General features: G+C 63.8%; 15 protein-coding genes. 9 read left to right on the forward strand and 6 right to left on the reverse strand.

Annotation, left to right across the window (positions count from 1 at the left end; genetic code table 11):
• The first annotated feature begins 66 nt into the window (after positions 1-66).
• The 4 genes from JQ558_RS02700 to JQ558_RS02715 all read left to right on the forward strand — a co-directional run bounded on the left by JQ558_RS02700 (position 67) and on the right by JQ558_RS02715 (position 5,687).
• Positions 67-828: an SDR family NAD(P)-dependent oxidoreductase gene (locus JQ558_RS02700; RefSeq protein ID WP_212292753.1), complete on the forward strand. Its 762-nt coding sequence runs from the start codon at positions 67-69 to the stop codon at positions 826-828.
• 146 nt (positions 829-974) lie between these two features.
• Positions 975-1,811: an enoyl-CoA hydratase family protein gene (locus JQ558_RS02705; protein ID WP_212292754.1), complete on the forward strand. Its 837-nt coding sequence runs from the start codon at positions 975-977 to the stop codon at positions 1,809-1,811.
• Positions 1,812-2,012: 201 nt separating this feature from the next.
• A complete protein-coding gene (locus JQ558_RS02710) occupies positions 2,013-4,364 on the forward strand; it encodes a bifunctional salicylyl-CoA 5-hydroxylase/oxidoreductase (protein ID WP_212292755.1) in 2,352 nt (783 codons plus the stop codon).
• 78 nt (positions 4,365-4,442) lie between these two features.
• Positions 4,443-5,687, forward strand: coding sequence for a flavin-dependent oxidoreductase (locus JQ558_RS02715; protein ID WP_212292756.1), 1,245 nt, complete (start codon positions 4,443-4,445; stop codon positions 5,685-5,687).
• Between the two features lie 167 nt (positions 5,688-5,854).
• On the opposite strand, the gene JQ558_RS02720 is transcribed toward JQ558_RS02715, so the two are convergent.
• The gene (locus JQ558_RS02720; protein ID WP_212292757.1) at positions 5,855-6,310 is read right to left on the reverse strand and encodes a cupin domain-containing protein; all 456 of its coding nucleotides are present in this window, start codon (positions 6,308-6,310) and stop codon (positions 5,855-5,857) included.
• 33 nt (positions 6,311-6,343) lie between these two features.
• The gene (locus tag JQ558_RS02725; protein ID WP_212205641.1) at positions 6,344-7,534 is read right to left on the reverse strand and encodes an ABC transporter substrate-binding protein; all 1,191 of its coding nucleotides are present in this window, start codon (positions 7,532-7,534) and stop codon (positions 6,344-6,346) included.
• Positions 7,535-7,758: 224 nt separating this feature from the next.
• Between JQ558_RS02725 and JQ558_RS02730 the strand changes: the two genes are divergently transcribed.
• The 3 genes from JQ558_RS02730 to JQ558_RS02740 all read left to right on the forward strand — a co-directional run bounded on the left by JQ558_RS02730 (position 7,759) and on the right by JQ558_RS02740 (position 10,638).
• Positions 7,759-8,253, forward strand: a complete 495-nt coding sequence (locus JQ558_RS02730; protein ID WP_212292758.1) for a MarR family winged helix-turn-helix transcriptional regulator — start codon at positions 7,759-7,761, stop codon at positions 8,251-8,253.
• A 158-nt stretch (positions 8,254-8,411) separates the two neighbouring features.
• Positions 8,412-10,091: a benzoate-CoA ligase family protein gene (locus tag JQ558_RS02735; RefSeq protein WP_212292759.1), complete on the forward strand. Its 1,680-nt coding sequence runs from the start codon at positions 8,412-8,414 to the stop codon at positions 10,089-10,091.
• Positions 10,092-10,179: 88 nt separating this feature from the next.
• A complete protein-coding gene (locus JQ558_RS02740; RefSeq protein WP_212292760.1) occupies positions 10,180-10,638 on the forward strand; it encodes a RidA family protein in 459 nt (152 codons plus the stop codon).
• A gap of 154 nt (positions 10,639-10,792) precedes the next feature.
• Here the strand turns inward: JQ558_RS02740 and JQ558_RS02745 are convergent, their stop codons facing one another.
• Positions 10,793-13,102: a penicillin acylase family protein gene (locus tag JQ558_RS02745; RefSeq protein ID WP_312014947.1), complete on the reverse strand. Its 2,310-nt coding sequence runs from the start codon at positions 13,100-13,102 to the stop codon at positions 10,793-10,795.
• A 224-nt stretch (positions 13,103-13,326) separates the two neighbouring features.
• Between JQ558_RS02745 and JQ558_RS02750 the strand changes: the two genes are divergently transcribed.
• Together JQ558_RS02750 and JQ558_RS02755 are read left to right on the forward strand one after the other, a co-directional pair.
• Positions 13,327-14,571: an aminotransferase class III-fold pyridoxal phosphate-dependent enzyme gene (locus tag JQ558_RS02750; RefSeq protein WP_212292761.1), complete on the forward strand. Its 1,245-nt coding sequence runs from the start codon at positions 13,327-13,329 to the stop codon at positions 14,569-14,571.
• A gap of 80 nt (positions 14,572-14,651) precedes the next feature.
• Complete coding sequence (locus tag JQ558_RS02755; RefSeq protein WP_212292762.1) at positions 14,652-16,229, forward strand: gamma-glutamyltransferase family protein; 1,578 nt, start codon at positions 14,652-14,654, stop codon at positions 16,227-16,229.
• A gap of 2 nt (positions 16,230-16,231) precedes the next feature.
• Here the strand turns inward: JQ558_RS02755 and JQ558_RS02760 are convergent, their stop codons facing one another.
• From JQ558_RS02760 to JQ558_RS02770, 3 genes are read right to left on the reverse strand one after another with little or no spacing between them, the layout of a single operon-like run.
• Entirely contained in the window at positions 16,232-17,518 is a 1,287-nt protein-coding gene (locus JQ558_RS02760; protein WP_212292763.1) for an aspartate aminotransferase family protein, read from the reverse strand.
• Positions 17,519-17,523: 5 nt separating this feature from the next.
• Complete coding sequence (locus tag JQ558_RS02765) at positions 17,524-18,660, reverse strand: phosphotransferase (RefSeq protein ID WP_212292764.1); 1,137 nt, start codon at positions 18,658-18,660, stop codon at positions 17,524-17,526.
• The gene (locus tag JQ558_RS02770) at positions 18,632-19,567 is read right to left on the reverse strand and encodes a glyoxylate/hydroxypyruvate reductase A (RefSeq protein ID WP_212292765.1); all 936 of its coding nucleotides are present in this window, start codon (positions 19,565-19,567) and stop codon (positions 18,632-18,634) included. The genes JQ558_RS02765 and JQ558_RS02770 overlap by 29 nt, the downstream gene beginning before the upstream one ends.

Raw genomic sequence — 19,567 nt, forward strand, 5'->3', positions numbered from 1 at the left:
CTTGCTTCCTTGCAAAAGCTTGAAGTTTAAAATAAATGTCGAGGGTCAGTTCCGGGAGGCCGACCGATGTCCAAACCGTTGCATTCCCAGCATGCGCTCGTCACCGGCGGCGGGCGGGGTATTGGCCGCGCGGTCGCCGCAGCCCTGTCCGAGGCCGGCGCCGTCGTCACCGTGCTCGGCCGCAATCGCGCCACGCTGGATGAAGCGATTGCGTCAGGCGCCGCGCAGTTCGTGGTAACCGCCGATGTCGCCGATGCAGCTTCGGTGAAATCAGCCATTGCGGAGGCCGCGGCGCGCCAGCCGATCGACATCCTGATCGCCAATGCGGGCGCGGCTGAATCCGCGCCGTTCGGCCGCTCCGATGCGGCGCTGTTCCAGCGCATGATGGACGTCAATTTCATGGGCGTGGTGCATGCCACGCAGGCCGTGTTGCCCGGCATGCTGGAGCGCCGCCGGGGGCGGGTGGTCGCGATCGCTTCGACCGCCGGCCTGAAGGGCTATGCCTATGTCAGCGCCTACAGTGCTGCAAAACACGCGGTGATCGGTCTGGTTCGTTCGCTGGCGCTGGAAACGGCCAAGAGCGGCGTCACGGTCAATGCCGTCTGTCCCGGCTTCACCGAGACCGATCTGCTCGAGGGCAGTATCGACAACATCATCAAGAAGACCGGCCGCAGCCGCGAGCAGGCGGTGGCCGAACTATCGAAGCACAATCCGCAGGGCCGCCTCGTTGCGCCGTCGGAAGTCGCCGATGCCGTGCTGTGGCTGTGCGGCGCGGGCGCCGGCGCGATCACCGGACAGGCGGTCGCCGTCGCCGGCGGCGAAGTTTGAAATTGAAACCGTCATTGCGAGCGAAGCGAAGCAATCCATCTCGCCGCAAAAAGAAAGAATGGATTGCTTCGCGGAGCCTGTCATCGGGCGCGCATTCGCGCGACCCGGTGGTTCGCAGTGACGAATAGCAAGACAAGGGAGATCCCATGAGCAGACCCGCCAACCCCGTCACGCTGCCACTATCAGAATATTCGCCGAAGCATTTTCTGCTTGAGGTCGACGGCAAGATCGCCACCGTGACGCTGAATCGTCCGGAGCGGAAAAATCCGCTGACCTTCGACAGCTACCGGGAACTGACTGATTTCTTCCGCGCCAGTGCGATGGACGAGGAAGTCAAGACCATCGTGGTGTCAGGCGCCGGCGGGAACTTCTCTTCGGGCGGCGACGTCTTTGAGATCATCGGCCCGCTGGTGCAGATGGATACCAAGGGCCTCACGGCCTTCACCCGGATGACCGGCGATCTGGTCAAGGCGATGCGCGCCTGTCCGCAACCGATCATTGCTGCTGTCGACGGCATCTGCGCCGGGGCCGGCGCAATCATCGCGATGGCCTCGGACATGCGCCTGGCGACATCAGGCGCCAAAGTCGCCTTCCTCTTCAACAAGGTGGGTCTCTCCGGCTGCGACATGGGCGCCTGTGCGATCCTGCCGCGTATCATCGGCCAGTCGCGGGCGTCGGAACTTCTCTACACCGGCCGCTTCATGACCGCGGAGGAGGGCGAACGCTGGGGCTTCTTCAGCCGGATCGTGGCGCCCGACCAGGTGCTGGCGCAGGCGCAAGCGCTGGCAAAGCAGGTTTCGGATGGGCCGACCTACGCCAACACCATGACCAAGCGCATGCTGGCGATGGAATGGGCGATGTCGGTGGAGGAGGCGATCGAGGCGGAAGCCGTCGCGCAGGCCCTGTGCATGACCACGGAGGATTTTGCCCGGGCATTCGAGGCGTTTTCCAACAAGCGGTCGCCGGTGTTCCAGGGGAATTGAGCTCCACTCTTTTTCCTCATGGTGAGGAGGCGCAACAGCGCGCCGTCTCGAACCATGATAGCCCGCGGCCCATCCTTCGAGACGCGGCCAAAAGGCCGCTCCTCAGGATGAGGTCGTTTGCGTTGCGAGGGGCTTGCCTGAAAAATGCTTTAGGTTTAAAGTAATTTCCAGATGGCCCGTTAGCTTGCTTCGGAGGCGCTGATGAAGGTGGCGATAATCGGCGGGGGGCCGGCGGGTCTCTATGCCGCGATCCTTTTGAAGAAGCAGCGGCCGCAGGCCGAGATCACGGTGTACGAGCGCAACCGCGCCGACGACACGTTCGGCTTCGGCGTGGTGTTCTCGGACGCCACGCTGGACAACTTCGAAAAGTACGACCCGCCGAGCTACCGCCGCATCACCCAGGAATTCGCCTATTGGGATGACATCGCCGTGCATTTCCGCGGCACCGTGCATCGGGTGGGGGGCAACGGCTTTTGCGGCTGTTCGCGCCGCATGCTGCTCTTGATCCTGCAGGAACGTGCCCGCGAACTCGGCGTAACGCTATTGTTCGAAACCGATGTCGACGACGAGACCCGTTTTGTCGATGCCGATTTGATCGTGCTCGCCGACGGCATCAACAGCCGTTTTCGCGACAAATACATCGAGCATTTCCGCCCCGAGATCGACCTGCGTTCCAACAAGTTCGCCTGGATGGGATCGACCCGGCCGCTCGATGCCTTCACCTTCATTTTCCAGGAGACCGAGTGGGGCCCGTTCATCGCCCACGCCTACCAATATGAAACCGGCCGCTCGACCTGGATCTTCGAGACCGATTCCGAGACGTTTGCGCGTGCCGGTCTTGAAGGCCTGAGCGAGCAGCAATCCGCCGATCGCATGGCGGAAATCTTCGGCTGGTTCCTCGGCGACCACAAGCTGCTGATCAACCGTTCGATGTGGCGCAATTTTCCGATGATCCGCAGCGAGCGCTGGGTCAAGGACAACATGGTGCTGCTCGGCGACGCCAAGGCGACCGCGCATTTCTCGATCGGCTCCGGGACCAAGCTTGCAATGGAAGACGCTATCGCACTCGCAGAGGCGATGGCGCAGGCGCCGACGGTCGATGCAGCCTTGCAGACCTACGAGCGGGGCCGGCGCGAGGAGGTCGAGAAGACCCAGCACGCCGCCGACGTGTCGCTGGTCTGGTTCGAACATGTCGACCGTTTCTGGGATTTCGATCCCGTGCAGTTCGCGTTCGGCGTCATGACCCGCGCCAAGGCAATCACCTACGATAATCTCACGCTGCGTGCGCCGGGCTTCGTCAGCGAGGTTGACAAGGCGTTTGCAAAGACCGTCCGCGCCAAAGGGTTTGATGTCGACATCGAAAAACCTGTCGCGCCGATGTTCCAGCCGTTCAAACTGCGCGAGATGGAGGTGGCCAACCGCGCGGTGGTGTCGCCGATGTGCATGTATTCGGCCGAGGAGGGCGTGCCAGGCGATTTCCATCTGGTGCATTACGGCTCGCGCGCGATCGGCGGCGCGGGTTTGATCTTCACCGAGATGACCTGCGTCGGCCGCGACGCCCGGATCACGCCGGGTTGCACCGGGCTGTGGAACGACGAGCAGCAAGCCGCCTGGACGCGGATCGTCGATTTCGTTCATGCCAATTCAGCCGCCAGGATCTGCCTGCAGCTCGGCCATGCCGGCCGCAAGGGCGCCACCAAGCTGATGTGGGAGGGCATGGACCGGCCGCTCGAGCAGGGCGGCTGGGACACGCTGTCGGCGTCGCCGATCCCTTATTTCCCGGACAGCCAGGTGCCGCGCGAGATGGACCGATCAGCGATGGATCGCGTCAAGGCGGAGTTCGTGGCCGCCGCGCTGCGCGGCGAGGCCTGCGGGTTCGACATGCTGGAACTGCATTGCGCGCACGGATATCTGCTCGCGAGCTTCATCTCGCCGCTGACCAACCAGCGCACGGATGAGTATGGCGGTACGCTGGAAAACCGGCTGCGCTATCCGCTCGAAATATTCGAGGCGATGCGCGCAGCGTGGCCAGTGCACAAGCCGATGTCGGTGCGCATCTCCGCCACCGACTGGGCGGAGGGCGGCGTCACCGGCGACGACGCGGTGGCGATTGCGCGCGCGTTCGGCGAGGCCGGCGTCGATCTCGTGGACGTCTCCACCGGACAGACCGTGCGCGACGCGCAGCCGATTTACGGCCGCATGTTCCAGACGCCGTTCTCCGAACAGGTCCGCAACGAGGCAAGGGTTGCGACCATGTGCGTCGGGAACATCACGACGTCGGATCAGGTCAACACCATCCTCGCCGCCGGTCGCGCCGACTTGGTGGCGCTGGGCCGGCCGCATCTGGTTGATCCTTCCTTCACCATGCGGGCGGCGGCCTGGTATGGCGCCTCCGATATCGCCTGTCCGCCGCAATATCTCCCCGGAAAAGAGCAGATTTTCCGCAACTCCGTCCGCGACCGGCAGGATTTCGACGACCTCAAAATTAAGGGTAAGCCGAAAACCCGCGCCGAGCTCAAGGCCGAGGCGACAAAGCCGCTTGCGGCCGAATAGGCTGGATGGCACGCTCCTTACTCCCTCTCCCCGCAAGCGGGGCGAGGTTGAAGACAGAGTTGAGTGGAGTTTGAGCGGATGAAGGCGATCATCGTCGGAGGCGGCATCGGCGGCCTCACCACCGCGCTGATGCTGCGCGCCCGCGGCATCGATTGCGAATTGTTCGAGCAATCGGACAGCATTCGCGAGCTCGGCGTCGGCATCAACACGCTGCCGCATGCGATCCGCGAACTCGCTGGCTTAGGGCTGCTGGACCGGCTGGATGCGGCCGCTGTTCGTACCGATGATTTGTATTATCTGAACCGTCACGGCCAAGAGGTCTGGCGCGAGCCGCGGGGCCTCGGCGCCGGTCATGACGTTCCGCAATTCTCGGTTCATCGCGGCCGCCTGCAAAGCGTCATCCATCGCGCGGTCGAGGAGCGGCTCGGCAAGGAGGCGATCCACACCGGCTGCCGGCTTGGCGCGTTCGCGCAGCACGAAGGCGGCGTGATCGCGCATTTCTTCGACCGTACCGGCGCGCATATCAAGACCGCACGCGGCGACGTTCTGATCGGGGCCGACGGCATCCATTCGCGCGTGCGCGAAATGCTGTTTCCGGACGAGGGGCCGCCGTGCTGGAACGGGCTGATGCTGTGGCGCGGCGCACGCGACTGGCCGATGTTTCTGACCGGCAGTTCGATGATCGTGGCCGGCGGATTGAATGCCAAAGTCGTGGTCTATCCGATCGCGGAAGGATCGAGCCCCGCCAGCCGGCTGACCAATTGGGCCGTGATGGTCAGGATTGGTGAAGGCAACGCGCCGCCGCCGCGCCGCGAGGACTGGTCGCGGCCGGGCAAGCGCGAGGAATTGATGCCGCATGTGGCGCGGTTCTCGGTGCCGCATGTCGACGTCCGCAACCTGATCTCGGCGACGCCGGAATTTTATGAGTATCCCTGCTGCGACCGCGATCCCTTGCCATACTGGACCTGGGGACGGGTGACGCTGCTCGGCGACGCCGCGCATCCGATGTATCCGGTCGGATCCAACGGCGCCTCGCAGGCGATCCTCGATGCACGGGCGCTGGCGGATTCGCTGGCCCATGCCGAGCATCCGCGCCAGGCGCTGCTGGCCTACGAGCAGAAGCGGCTGCCGATGACGGCAGAGATCGTGCGCGCGAACCGCCGCGGCGGCCCGGAAGGCGTCATCGACGCGGTCGAGCAACTGGCGCCCGACGGTTTTACTGACATCGAGAAGGTGCTGAGCTACGGCCAGCGTGAAGCGATCGTACGCGGCTATGCGTCAAAGGCGGGCTTTGCCGCGCCGTCGCTGGCGGCGGTGCGGTAAGGTTCACTAGCCCCCACACGTTCAACTGTCATCGCCCGCGAAAGCGGGCGATCCAGTATTCCAGTGACGCTAGTGATAGACCCGAGAAGCCGCGGCGTACTGGGTGCCCCGCCGGAGCCTGTCATCGGGCGGCCATTCGGCCGACCCGGTGGCGGGGCACGACAATCTCACGCCCCCGGGGGCGGCGGCAGGAAGTGGATGTTGTGCTCGGCCGCCAGCGCCACGACGGCGTCGGGCGTCTGCTCTTTCATGTTGTGGATGCCCCAGAACAGGTCATAGAGCCGCCGCGTCGGCGAGACCCAAAACAGCACCTTCGAGGTCCGGCCGGACTTGTTGAAGATGCCGTGCGGCTTGCCCATCGGCAGCCGCACCAGATCGCCCGGCAAGGCCTGCGTCTCTGATCCGTCGAGGAAGAAGTCGAGCTTGCCTTCCAGGATGTAGAGATATTCGTCCTGATCGGGGTGGATGTGCGGCGGCACGAAAGTGTCGGGCGGGAACGTCGCATGCCATGAGAAGGAATGCTCGGTGACGCTTTTGGGTACATAGGTCTGGCCAAGGATGTTCCAGGAAATTCCCTGGATGCCTTCGTTGGCGCGGGTGATGCCGGCGATTTCGGTTTTCATCATATTGTTTCCTTCCAGCTTGTTGGTCACCGCTTATTTAGCCGCCGTGCAATCCTTGGCGTAGCGGTCGCCGTAGTTCGAAAACACCTTTTCGACAATCTCGGTCTGGAACTTGCCGTCCGGGCGCTTTGCCACTTTGGTGAGGTAGAAGTTCTGGATCGGATAGCCGTTGACGTTGAACTTGAAGTCGCCGCGCAGCGAGGTGAAGTCGGCCTTCTTCAGTGCCGCCGATACCGCGTCCTTGTTGGCGAGATCGCCCTTCGTCGCCTTGACGGCACTGTCGATCAGCATCGCGGCATCATAGGCCTGGAAGGCGTAGGTGCCGGGCACGATGTTGTAGGCCGCCTCATAGCCGGCCACGAATTTCTTGTTCTGCGGATTGTCCAGATTGGGTGCCCAGTTCGAGCCGCCGAACATGCCGACGGCGGCGTCCTGCTGCGCCGGCAGCGTCGATTCATCGACGGTGAAGGCGGAGAGGACCGGAATGCGATCGGCGAGACCGGCCTGCCGGTATTGCTTGACGAGGCCGACACCGAGGCCACCCGGCATGAACGTGAACAGCGCGTCGGGCTTCGAGGAGGATATCTTGGTCAGCTCGACCTGGAAATCGGAGGTGTTCAGCGGCAGATAGCTTTCCTCGACGATCTCGCCCTTGTAGTCGATCTTGAATCCGGCGGCAGAATCCTTGCCCGCCTGATAGTTCGGCACCAGCACATAGACGCGCTTGTAGCCGCGATCCTGAGCGACCTTGCCGAGGATCTGATGGACCTGATCATTCTGGTAGGAGGTGACGTAGAAGAACGGGCTGCACTCCTTGCCGGCATAGGTCGAAGTACCCGCGTTCGGGCTGATCAGAAACGTCTTGTTGTCGGTGACCGGCTTGTGAATGGCCTGGAGGATGTTGGAGAAGATCGGGCCGACGACGAAATCGACCTTTTCGCGTTCCAGGAGGCCCTTGACCTTGGTCACCGCCGCGTCCGGCTTCAGTTCATCGTCGACCACGACGACTTCGACGTCCTTGCCGCCCATCTTGCCGCCGAGGTCCTTTACCGCGAGCGCAAAGCCGTCGCGGACCTGCTGGCCGAGCGCCGCCGGAGGGCCGGATAACGTCACGATCACGCCGATCTTGATCTTCTCCTGCGCCGCGGCTTGTCCTGCGGCGACACTCAGCAAGACCGCAAGCAAGGCTAACTTGGGTCCCGCCAATTTCAACGGCTGCATCATGACTGCTCCTTCATTCGGCCGCAGCCGAAACCACCACAAATCGCTTCTTGCAAAGCAGCTTATTCTGAGGATGACGGCCGCCGCAAGCAACAAGCCCGCAAATAAGAATCCATGTAAGAAAGCCATGCAAGCTACGCGCCAAATGCTTGAACCCTAAAGAAATCTGGACCATGATAGCAAGCTGCGCTTTTCCCCCGCACACGCAAATCGGACAAGATGGCGTCATGATGCTTGATTCAGAGACCAAGGCGGTCGAACTCCCCGAGGATCACGGGGATGAAATCAGGCTGTGGCTCCGCCTTCTGACCTGTACCACCCTGATCGAAGGCGAGGTTCGCAGCCGTCTGCGCGAGCGCTTCGATGTGACGCTGCCGCGCTTCGATTTGATGGCCCAGCTCGACAAGGTGCCCGACGGCATGACGCTGTCAGACGTCTCGAAGCGGATGATGGTGTCGAACGGCAACGTCACCGGGCTGGTCGAACGGCTCGTCGAATCCGGTCACCTCGACCGTCGCACCTCCGATGCCGATCGCCGCGTCCAGGTGATCCGCCTGACCAAGGCCGGCCGTGCCGAGTTCCGCAAGATGGCGGCCGAGCATGAACTATGGATCGCCGACATCTTCCGGGATCTGACGCCGAAGGATGTCCGCGAATTGATGCGGCTGCTCGCCAAGACCAAGACCTCGGCGCAGAAATCCGCGAAGGCGCGGTCGGCGTAGGCGCAGCCGGAACTGGCGGCGCGCCGGCTTCCAAAAACAGTGGAACGGCCTTGATCTGGGCCCTTGCGCCAAATTACTTTAAGTATAAAATGATTGCCAATGGAGCACTGCCGGACGGTCTTCACAAGCCTTTCATCCCGAACGCGAGGGCGATGGAAATGTCAGGTAGAGATTTAGAACTTGGCCCATCGGGGCACGTCGATGATTTCGCGCGGCGAAACCTGCCGCCGCCGGACCAATGGCCGGAATTGGTTCTTGACCGGCCGGAATTCCAATACCCCGAATATCTCAATGCCGCGGTCGAACTAACCGACCGGATCGTCGAGAAAGGCTTCGGTGATCGCACCGCGCTGATCGGCAATGGCCGCCAGCGCACCTACAAGGAACTTGCCGATTGGTCGAACCGCCTGGCGCATGCGTTGGTGGAGAATTACGGCGTCAAGCCCGGCCACCGCGTGCTGATCCGCTCCGGCAACAATCCCGCGCTGGTGGCGGCTTGGCTCGCGGCGACCAAAGCCGGCGCCGTCGTCGTCAACACCATGCCGATGCTGCGCGCCGGCGAGTTGACAAAAATCGTCGACAAGGCCGAGATCGCGCTGGCACTGACCGACAGCCGCATCGCCGATGAACTGGTCGCATGCGCCAAGACCAGCAAGTTTCTCAAGCAGGTTGTGAATTTCGACGGCACATCGAACCATGACGCCGAGCTCGACCGGGTGGCGCTGAACAAGCCGGTCCGTTTCGACGCCGTCAAGACCGGCCGGGACGACGTCGCGCTGCTGGGATTTACCTCGGGCACCACGGGCGAGCCGAAGGCGACGATGCATTTCCACCGCGATCTTCTGATCGTGGCCGATGGTTATGCGCGGGAAGTCCTCAACGTCACCGAAGACGATGTGTTCGTCGGTTCGCCGCCGCTGGCCTTTACGTTCGGCCTCGGCGGCCTTGCGATCTTCCCGCTGCGGTTCGGCGCGACAGCGACCTTGCTGGAAAACGCCTCGCCGCCCGAGATGGTCAAGATCATCGAGACCTACAAGGCCACGATCTGCTTTACGTCGCCGACGGCATATCGCGCGATGATGGCCGCAATGGACAACGGTGCGGATCTGTCGTCGCTGCGGCTGGCGGTATCGGCCGGCGAGACCTTGCCGGCGCCGGTGTTCGACAGCTGGACCTGCAAGACCGGAAAGCCGATTCTCGACGGCATCGGCAGCACCGAATTGCTGCACATCTTCATCACCAACCGGATCGGCGAGGCCGTCGCGGGAACGACGGGACGCCCGGTGTCGGGATACGAGGCCAAGATCGTTGACGATGACATGAAGGAGTTGCCGGCAGGCACGGTCGGCAAGCTGGCGGTTCGCGGCCCGACCGGATGCCGCTATCTGGCGGATTCGCGGCAATCGAATTACGTGCGCGACGGCTGGAATCTGACTGGCGATTCCTTCGTGCGCGACGAGACGGGACGCTTGTCGTTCGTCGCCCGTTCGGATGACATGATCGTTTCCTCCGGCTACAACATCGCGGGTCCCGAAATCGAGGCCGCGCTGCTGACGCATCCGGCGGTCGTGGAATGTGGCGTCGTGGGCGCGCCCGACGAGGCACGCGGCATGATCGTCAAGGCCTACATCGTGGTCGCCTCCGGCGTCGAAGCCGATATGGCGCTGGTGACGGAGCTGCAAGAGCACGTCAAGCGCGCGATCGCGCCGTACAAATATCCGCGCGCGATCGAGTTCGTCGCGCAATTGCCCAAGACCGGGACCGGAAAATTACAGCGGTTCGCGCTGCGGCAGATGGCGCAGGCCAATCCCGCCTCGGCGGGCATGGCCGCGGAGTGAATAGCATAGCGTTTTCGAGCGAAGTGGATACCGGTTCGCGTAAAGAAAATGCGTCAAACAACAATCTGGAAGTGATGGAGAGATTCTTGTGAGCACGCAAAAAGGGCCCACGCTGGCGGTGTTGCCGGTAGCGAAGGGCGAGGGGCCGGCTTCAGGCCTGCAGATCCTGCAGCCGAACGGCTGGCCGGTGCCGAAGGGATACGCCAACGGCATGGCGGCCGACGGACGCCTGATCGTGACCGGTGGCGTGATTGGCTGGGACGCCAGCAACGTACTGGCCGATGGCTTCATCGCACAGGTGCGCCAGACGCTGGAGAACATACTCGCGATCCTGGCGGAGGGCGGCGCGAAGCCCGAACACCTCGTGCGCCTGACCTGGTATGTCGTCGACATCGAGGAGTATCTGGCGAACCTGAAAGCGCTCGGAAAAGTGTATCGCGAAATCTTCGGCGCGCATTACCCGGCGATGGCGCTGGTGCAGGTGGTGCGGCTTGTCGAGAAAGCCGCACGTGTCGAGATCGAGGCGACGGCCGTGGTGCCGCGGTAACTTTCTCCTTCGTCATGGCCGGGCATAGCCGTCTGAAGGACGGCGTCGCTTCCGCTCGCTATGCCCGGCCATCCACGTCTTTCTTGCTTCGTGAGAGCCAAGACGTGGATGCCCGGGTCAAGCCCGGGCATGACGAAGTTTGCTGAGCAAGCCTTCAACTCCTGCTGAGCATCTGGTGCGAACTCGCCCCGCGCTTGATCGCTTCCCAATCGTAGAGCATCGGCACCATCTCGCCTTTCGCCCATGTCGCGTTCTGGTTCGCGTAATGCGGACTGGCCGGATGGCCCGACGCGCCATGGAAGACGATCCACCGGCAGTTGTTCCATGCGCCGACGTCGAAGACGTAGCGGGACAGTGCGGACGATGTGGCCTGGAAGTCCAATTTCATCGAATATCCCGCCATGAATACGCAATCATTGTCGCCGGATATCTTGGCGCAATCCTTGTCGAGCTGACCGGCATAGTCGGGGAAAGCGACCGAGAGTGCGTGCTTGAGCTTTGGCGTATGCAGCGTGCCCCAATCGGCGGTCGGCGCATTCTTCGACACCGTGACAACAGCCTCGCGCAGCAGCTCATTCCAGGTCGCGCCCTTCAATAGACTCTCGTCATTGCTGCGCAGCAGTTGCGGCAGCGTCCACCAGAACTGGACTTCCGGAAACAGGCCCGGTGCCACCTTGGTGAAATCGCTCTCAGTGGTCTTGTCGAGGCCCGATCGGCGAAGCGCGAGCTTTGTCAACTCCAGCCGGACGGCGGAATACGCCGCGGCCGCGACCGAGTCGCCGCGCATCTCGCCATCCCAGCCGAGGATCAGGTCGCACAATTGCTTCGTCTGCGCCGGCAGCCCGATCGCGCGAAGGCGTTCGCGGATTTCGATGGCGGGAATGCTCAGGAGGTCGCGGTGAATGGCCGGCATCTGCTCGGGCGAGGGCCGCTTCAATTCCTTGAGCCGCAGCCAGATGCGGCGGGTGCGGTGCGGCGGCATCGGGTCGGTCGAGAGATAAGGTTCGCGCTCGGGCTCCACCACGCGATTATTGGCGGTCACGATCATTCCTTTATCCGGCGCAATCGTATGCGGCATGTCTTCGAACGGCACCATGCCGTCCCATTCGTGCTCGCCGGTCCAGCCCGGCACCGGCAGCCAGCCATTGGAGCGCGGCCGCTTCGGCACCAAGGCGCGCACGCGATGGCCGATTTCGCCTGACGTGTCGCCGGCAACGACATTATGGTCCAACAGCGCAAAGCCGCGCGTCGCTTCGTATAGTTGCTCGACCGATTTGGCGCGCAGCATCCGCATCATGCAATCGAATGAGGCGTCGGGCACCGCGAACTGCACGGATTTCAGCGCCAGCGCGGTGCCCTTTGTCGGGTCGCCCGCGATCACCGGCCCATGTTGGGTTTCGACCACGTTGATCGTAACGTCATTGCCGCCTCGCACCTTGATGGTTTCAGGGCGCTGCGTCGCGGGCAGCATCTCTCCTTTGAAGCGATAGTGGCGGGCGTCGGCGTCGAATTGTTCGACATAGAGATCGTGGATGTCGACAAAGGCATGCGTCACGCACCAGGCGACGTTGGCTGTGTGACCAAAATGCGGGAAACCGGGCACGCCGGGGACGGTGAGGCCGATGACGTCGAACTCGTCGCAGGCGAGATGCGCCTGCGCGTACATGTTCGGCATCTCCAATATTCGATGCGGATCGCCGGCGACGATCGCCCGGCCGGTCGCGGTGCGCTCGGCCGAGATCGCCCAATTGTTGCTGCCACCATCGAGCTCGGCGCCCATCTGCTCCTGGGCGGTCGCCAGCAGCGCTGAGATGCCGGGCTTGAGATCGGCAAGCGCAGCCGCCAGCCTTTTGCCTTCGACGCCTGGCGGCACGCACAGCAGATCGCTGCCGCCATCATCGAAGCGCAGTTTTGCGATGTTGTCGGCGCCGACGATCGGCAGCGCCGCGGCGCGCCACAGCTTCCACCACACCGATCCCATCAGGAACCCGATCTGCCGCATGACAGCGATGGAATGCCAGGGCTCCCAGGCGACAGGTTCGCAGCCGAGGATTTTGTATTCGACCGGCCATCGGCGCAGCGCGATGAAGGCGTTGACGCCGCGCGCGTACGCCACCAGCATTGCCTTGGCCTCGTCGCCGAGCAGGGCATAGTCACGGCGCGAGGCGGCGTCGCCATTCATCTGCCGGGCAATCACATCGCCGGCAACCGCGCGGGCGCCGAGCCATTCGGCATATCGACCGGTGCCACGCCGCAACAATGCCTCCATCTGCCAGAGCCGGTCCTGCGCCTGCGCAAACCCGAGCCCGGCGAATGCATCCTGAAAGGTGCTGCCGCGGACATGCGGGATGCCCCACGCATCGCGCCAGATGTCGACAGGGCCGAGCAGCCCCTTCACCTGCGCCGGGCTGACATAGTCCGGCAGGTGATCGGCCGGGTTGATCCGGGTGGTGGTTGCGGTCACAGGGCGCTCCCGAGCTTTTCTGATTTGTTGTTCTTGCGGCGGACGCATCATACGCATGCGTGCATGCAAAGCCATGCCCGACGGGCACGCATTTCGCCGGCATCTTGCCGTTGTTCGCGTGCGATGCTTTGATGGCGGGATGGAGTCTCTCCCTTCATCGAAGCGGGGAGGCGCCACGTCTGCGGCCGCCGAGAAAAACAACAAGCGCACACCAAGAGGACGCCATGAACAAGCCAGCAGCGGTATTGAGCGAAACACAGAGCGCGGATGCGATGTTGCGGGCGCGAGCCCAGCGCGTGGTGCCCGGCGGCATGTGGGGACATCTCAACGCCGCGCGGCTGCCGGAAGGCTATCCGCAGTTCTTCGCCTCCGCCGAGGGATGCCGGGTGCGCGACGTCGACGGGCGCGAATATATCGACTTCATGTGCAGCTGGGGGCCGGTGCTGCTCGGCCATCGTCACCCCGAGGTGCAGGCCGCGGCCGAGGCGCAGGCGGCCCTGGGCGATTGTTTGAACGGCCCGGGCGAGGTGATGGTGGACCTGGCCGAAGATTTCGTCGCGATGGTGCCGCATGCTGACTGGGCGATGTTCCAGAAGAACGGCGGTGACGCGACCACGGCTTGCGTGACGATCGCACGGGCCGGCACCGGTCGGCGCAAGGTGCTGGTCGCCAAGGGAAGCTATCACGGCGCGTTGCCATGGTGTTCGCCGAGCGTGGCCGGCGTCACCAGCGAAGACCGTGCGCATCTGCTGCACTTTGAATACAACGACGTCGCGAGCCTGCAGGCGGCGGTCGATGAAGCGGGCAAGGATCTTGCCGCGATCCTGGTCACCGGTTTTCGACACGATATCGCCCGCGATCTCGAATTGCCGACGCGCGAATTCGCCGCCGCTGCACGTGCCGCGTGCGACGCCACCGGTGCCGCGCTCGTTCTCGACGAGGTGCGCACCGGGCTGCGGCTCGATGTCAGGGGAAGCTGGGAGGCGCTCGGCGTGCGCCCTGATCTCGCCGCCTGGAGCAAGGCCATCGCCAATGGCTACGCGCTGGCGGCGGTGACCGGCAATGATAAATTCCGCGAGGCGGCATCAAAAGTGTTTGTCACGGGATCATTCTGGTGCGGCACGGTGGCGATGGCGGCGGCGCGAACCACGCTGCGTATCGCACGGGAAACCGATGTCCCCGGCCATATCCGCGCTATGGGCCTGCGGCTGCGTGAGGGGCTGGCGTCGCTGGCAAATCAGCACGGCATCGCGATCCGTCAGAGCGGTCCGCCGCAAATGCCGCTGATGCTGTTCGACGCCGATCCGGATGTGAAAAAGGGGCGGGCGTTCTGTTCGGCGGCCTTGCGCCATGGCGCATTCTTCCATCCCGTGCACAACATGTTCCTGTCCGCAGCCCACCAGGCCGTTGATATCGATGCGGCGCTGGAAGCGGCCTCGCACGGTTTTAGAGCCGTCCGGTCTCTTTAACCTCTCAAGATAAGAGGGCATGATCTTTTCCGAAAACCGGATTCCACTTTTCGGGATCATGCCCTGAAGGAGTTTCTCAATTGCGTAATTTTTTCTTCCCCGGCCGCTCGCCGGTCTATGCCGCGCAGGCGGCCGCCGCCACGTCGCACCCGATGTCGACCTTGGTGGCATTGGAAATGCTTCGCTCTGGCGGCAATGCTGTTGATGCCGGGATCGCGGCGGTCGCCGTGCAATGCGTGGTCGATCCGATGATGACAGGCGTCGGCGGCGATTGTTTCGCGCTCTATGCCCCGAAGGGACGTGCGACGCCGATTGCGCTCAACGGCTCCGGCCGCTCGCCGGCGGCGGCGGAGGCCGCATGGTATCGCGAGCGCAAGATCTCGATCACCCAGCATTCGCCGCATGCGGTGATGGTGCCCGGCGCGATCGGCGCCTGGGCGCAACTGGTGAAGGACCACGGCACGCGCAGCCTTGGTGAAATCCTCCAGCCGGCGATCAAGCTCGCCGAAGAAGGCTACATCGTGCAGTCCCGCGTCGCCTGGGACTGGGCGCGCAACGCCGGCATCGCGGCCAGGGATCCCGACACCGCGAAATCCTTCCTGGTCGATGGCAAGGCGCCGGTCGCCGGCGCGCGCATGCGTAATCCGCAGCTTGCGGCGACGTTGCGGCTGGTTGCGGAAAAGGGAGAGGCTGGTTTCTACCAGGGCGCGGTGGCCGAAGACATCGTGAAAAAACTGCGCTCGATCGGCGGTCTGCATACGCTCGACGATTTTGCCAGCGCGCAGCCGGAATACGTCACGCCGGTGTCGACGGACTATCGCGGCTATCAGGTCTATGAATGTCCGCCGAACGGGCAGGGACTTGCCGCCCTGATGATGCTCAACGTGCTCTCGAGCTACGACATCGGCAACATGTCCGATGTCGACCGCATCCACATCTTTGCCGAGGCCAGCAAGCAGGTCTATCTGCACCGCGATGCGCTGTTCGGCGACCCAGCGCAAGTCGAGACGCCGGTCGAGTATCTGCTGTCGGCGGAATGGCGCGATCAGGCGCGCCGCCGTATCGATCCGAACAGGGCAAAGCCGCCGGTGCTGTTTCCGGCGCGGCCGCACAAGGATACCATCTATCTCTGCGTGGTCGACCGCGATGGCAATTCGCTGTCGCTGATCAATTCGCTGTTCGAGGCGTTCGGCAGCGGCATCCTGGCGCCGGGAAGCGGTGTGATGCTCAACAACCGCGGTTTCACGTTCAACACCGAACAGGGGCATCCCAATTGCGTCGCTCCGCGCAAGCGGCCGATGAACACGATCATCCCGGGCATGCTGATGCGGGACGGCGAGGCGGTGGCGCCGTTCGGCGTGATGGGCGGGCACTACCAGTCGATGGGGCACGTCGAACTATTAACCGGGATCATCGACCGCGGCTTTGACGTGCAGGAAGCGCTCGATGTGCCCCGCAGTTTTGGCCACGACGACGTACTGGATCTCGAACAGAGTATCTCGCCGGTCATCGAGGCTGAGTTGCAGAAGCGTGGGCACAAGATCAGCCGGCCGATCGTTCCGCTCGGCAGCGGGCAGATCATCTGGCGCGACCGGGCAACGGGTTCGCTGATCGCCGGCTCCGACTGCCGCAAGGATGGCAGCGCGGCCGGATTCTAGCGTCAGGTTTTGTCGAGTGCCTGCAAGGATTGATCGAGCCGCTCGATCAGTATGTCGGCGTGCTCGGTGCTGAACACCAGCTGCGGCCGGATCTTGAGGACATTGGCTTGCGGTCCCGCCGCACTGATCAGTACGCGCCGCTCGCGCAGCGCGTTGACGATGGCGGCGGTTTCGCTCGCGGCCGGCGTGCCGGCCGGTCCGCCATGCCGCAGCTCCACGCCGAAGAACAATCCGGCGCCGCGTACCTCTGATATCAATGGATGGCGCGCCTGCAGCTGCCGAAACTGATCACGCAGATAGCCGCCGACGCGCTGCGCATTCGCCAGCAAGCCTTCGGACTCGATCACTTCGAGCACGGCTATGCCGGCGGCCGCCGAGACGGGATTGCCGCCAAAAGTGTTGAAGTAGCGCGACCGCGCGCCGAATTCGGCCAGCACTTCCGGACGCGCCGCCATGCCGGCGACCGGATGGCCGTTGCCCATCGGCTTGCCCATCGTGACCAGATCGGGAATGAGGCCGTGGCGGGCAAAGCCCCACATCTGCTCGCCGGTGCGGCCGAAACCGGGCTGCACCTCGTCGGCGATAAAGATGCCGCCGGCCGCACGCACCGCTTCGACCGCGGGGCGCAGGAAGCCTGCGGGGTCCGCGAACACGCCGTCGCTGGAGAAGATGGTATCGACCAACAGTCCGGCTGGGCGAATGCCGTTTTTCTTCATGTCATCGAGCGCGCCGCGCACGTGCCGGGCAAAAATCTCGCCGGTGTCGTCGCCGGCGGAGCGCGGCGCCGGCACCAGCCGGGCGTGGCTGTCCTTCGCCAGCGGCAGCCCAAGCGAAGGCGACAACTCGGCCAGCGCGCTGGTGACGCCGTGATAGGCGGTTTCCGTCACGATGAAGCCGGTGCCGCCGGTGCAGGTGCGGGCCACGCGCAGCGCGAGATCATTGGCCTCGCTGCCGGTGCAGGTGAACATGATCTGGCTGATCCCGGCCGGGAAGGTGGCGAGCAGTTTTTCGGCATAATCGAGCACGGTCTCGTGCAGATAGCGCGTGTGCGTGTTCAGCACCGCGGCCTGCCGCGCGATCGCCTGCACGACGTGGGGATGCGAGTGTCCGACCGACGCGACATTGTTATAGGCGTCCAGATAGGCATTGCCGGCGGGATCGTAGAGCCACACGCCTTCGCCGCGGACGAATTGCACGGGCTGTTCGTAGAACAGCCGGTAGGCCGGTCCGAGCAGCCGCTTGCGCCTCGCGATCAGATCATTTGTCGAAGCGGTCTCGTCGATAGACATCTGTCTTACTCCGAATTGCAGGCAGACTGAATTTGCTGCCGGGCCTGGGCCCGGGGAATACCAGCGATTCGCTGCAGTCTGCCCCAGGCCGCCGGATTGTTGCGCAGAATATAGTCCCGATTCCCGGGATAGCGGATGGCCCGCCAGCTGCTGATCACGATGGTCATCACCATGCGCGTCGCGATCAGGTCGAACAATATCTCGAATTCGATGGGCTCGAGCGGCGTGACCGCATCGTAGGCCGCGATCATGTCGCAGGCAGGCGCGAGCGGATCGCTGCCATCGACGACCTGGTACGCCGCTGTCACGGCGAGGTCGACGACCCGGGCGGTCGACGTCATGTCGCCAAAGTCGATGATTCCGGCGATCCGCTCGCTGTTGGCGGAATCGACGACGATGTTGTGCGGGTTGAGATCGTTGTGAAGCGGCTGTTTGGGCAGGCCGGACAGCACGGGAAGGGCGTGCGTCTCGAACCGATCCAGGGTGCGCTCGACGAGAGTGCGTCGGTCGGCCGGGACGGCGTCAATCAATGGACGCAATTCGGCGGCGTGCTGAAGGTCCCACAGCAGCTTGTGATTGGCGCCGGGATGCCGGAAGTCGCGAAGCCCCCGCGTCATCCGTGCGGCGCACTGGCCGAGGTCGCGCCGCAGTGCCGCCGAACTCTCGACGGTGTGGAAGGGCGTTCCGGCAAGAAACGACAGGAGACGCACGATCCGCGTCGAGCCGTCGTCGAAGCCGACCTCGAGTTCCGTTGCGCCGTTCGACGCCGGGAAGATGCGCGGCACCGGCAGTCCGGGGTCGGCGGCGGCCAGGTGAACCAGGGCTTCGGTCTGCAGATTCGTGACCGCGCGATCCTCTGTGGGGTTCGCGATCTTCAGCACATATTCGCGTCCGTCCGGCGCCCGCAGCCGGAAATTCTGATCGCGCTCGCTGTCGAGGCGACGCACCGTGACCGGCAGACCGTAATGTTCGGCCGCCAGTTCCGTGGCAAGCGATTCCGGAATGCTTGATGCGGCGCGCAGGCCATCGATCGGATGTGCCGCGTCAATCGCGGGAGAGGAGTCTGGCACCGCAGTGTCCTTTAGGCCGTGATCCTTTGGGGCGCGCGACCGGTCAATAGCCGCGTTGGCGGTCGATGGCATTCGGCGGCCGTCGGCCGGTTTGTATTGCGTCGGCGGTTGCGACGACCGTGGTCGCAACGGCCTCGACCCGGACTTCGCAGGCGTCGTGTGGCGTCACGACGATTTTGGGATGATGCCAGAACGGGTGCGCCGGCGCCAGCGGTTCGGCCGCGAACACGTCGAGTGCGGCGCCGTCGAGTTGACCGCTTTCCAAGGCGGCCAGCAGGTCCGCTTCGACCAGATGTTCGCCGCGACCGACCTGGATGAGATAGCCGCCGCGGCGCATGCGGGCGAACAGTTTTGCGCTGAGAATGCCTTGGGTCTCCTGCGTCAACGGCAGCAGGTTCACCAGCACCTCGCTTTCACCAAGCATGGCGGAGAGGCCGGCGGGGCCGTGGAATCCCCGGACGGAGGCGGGCGTCGGCTTCGCCGTCCGGCTCCACGCCATGACGGGAAAACCGAGCTGCGCAAGGTCGGCGGCAACGCGCTGGCCGATTTCGCCGTAGCCGAGGATGCCGACCGGCACGTCCTGCGCGGCACGCTGCGGGAGGCGCTTCCAGATTCCGTCACGCTGCTGGGCCAGATAAGTTGCGAAACGCCGCTGATGCGAGATCGCATGCCAGATGACAAAGCCTGACATCGTCTGCGCCTGCAGGGGATCGACGATGCGAACGACGTCGATATCCGGCCGCAGGCTCGGGCAGGCGACTATATTGTCGACGCCCGCGCCGATCGAACAGACCGCCTTCAGGTTCGGATAACGCTCGAAGGCATCGGCTGGCGGGTGCCATGCGATCGCAAGGCTGATGTCCGCGTCGGACCCGTTGCGGCGATGATCGACGATTTCGATGCGATCGGCGATGCGAGCGAATTCTGTGCCGAGGTAACCGCGAATATCCAGGCTGCTGCTGACAAGCGCACAACGCAT

This window comes from Bradyrhizobium sp. AUGA SZCCT0160 (assembly GCF_018130105.1).
Taxonomy (GTDB): domain Bacteria; phylum Pseudomonadota; class Alphaproteobacteria; order Rhizobiales; family Xanthobacteraceae; genus Bradyrhizobium.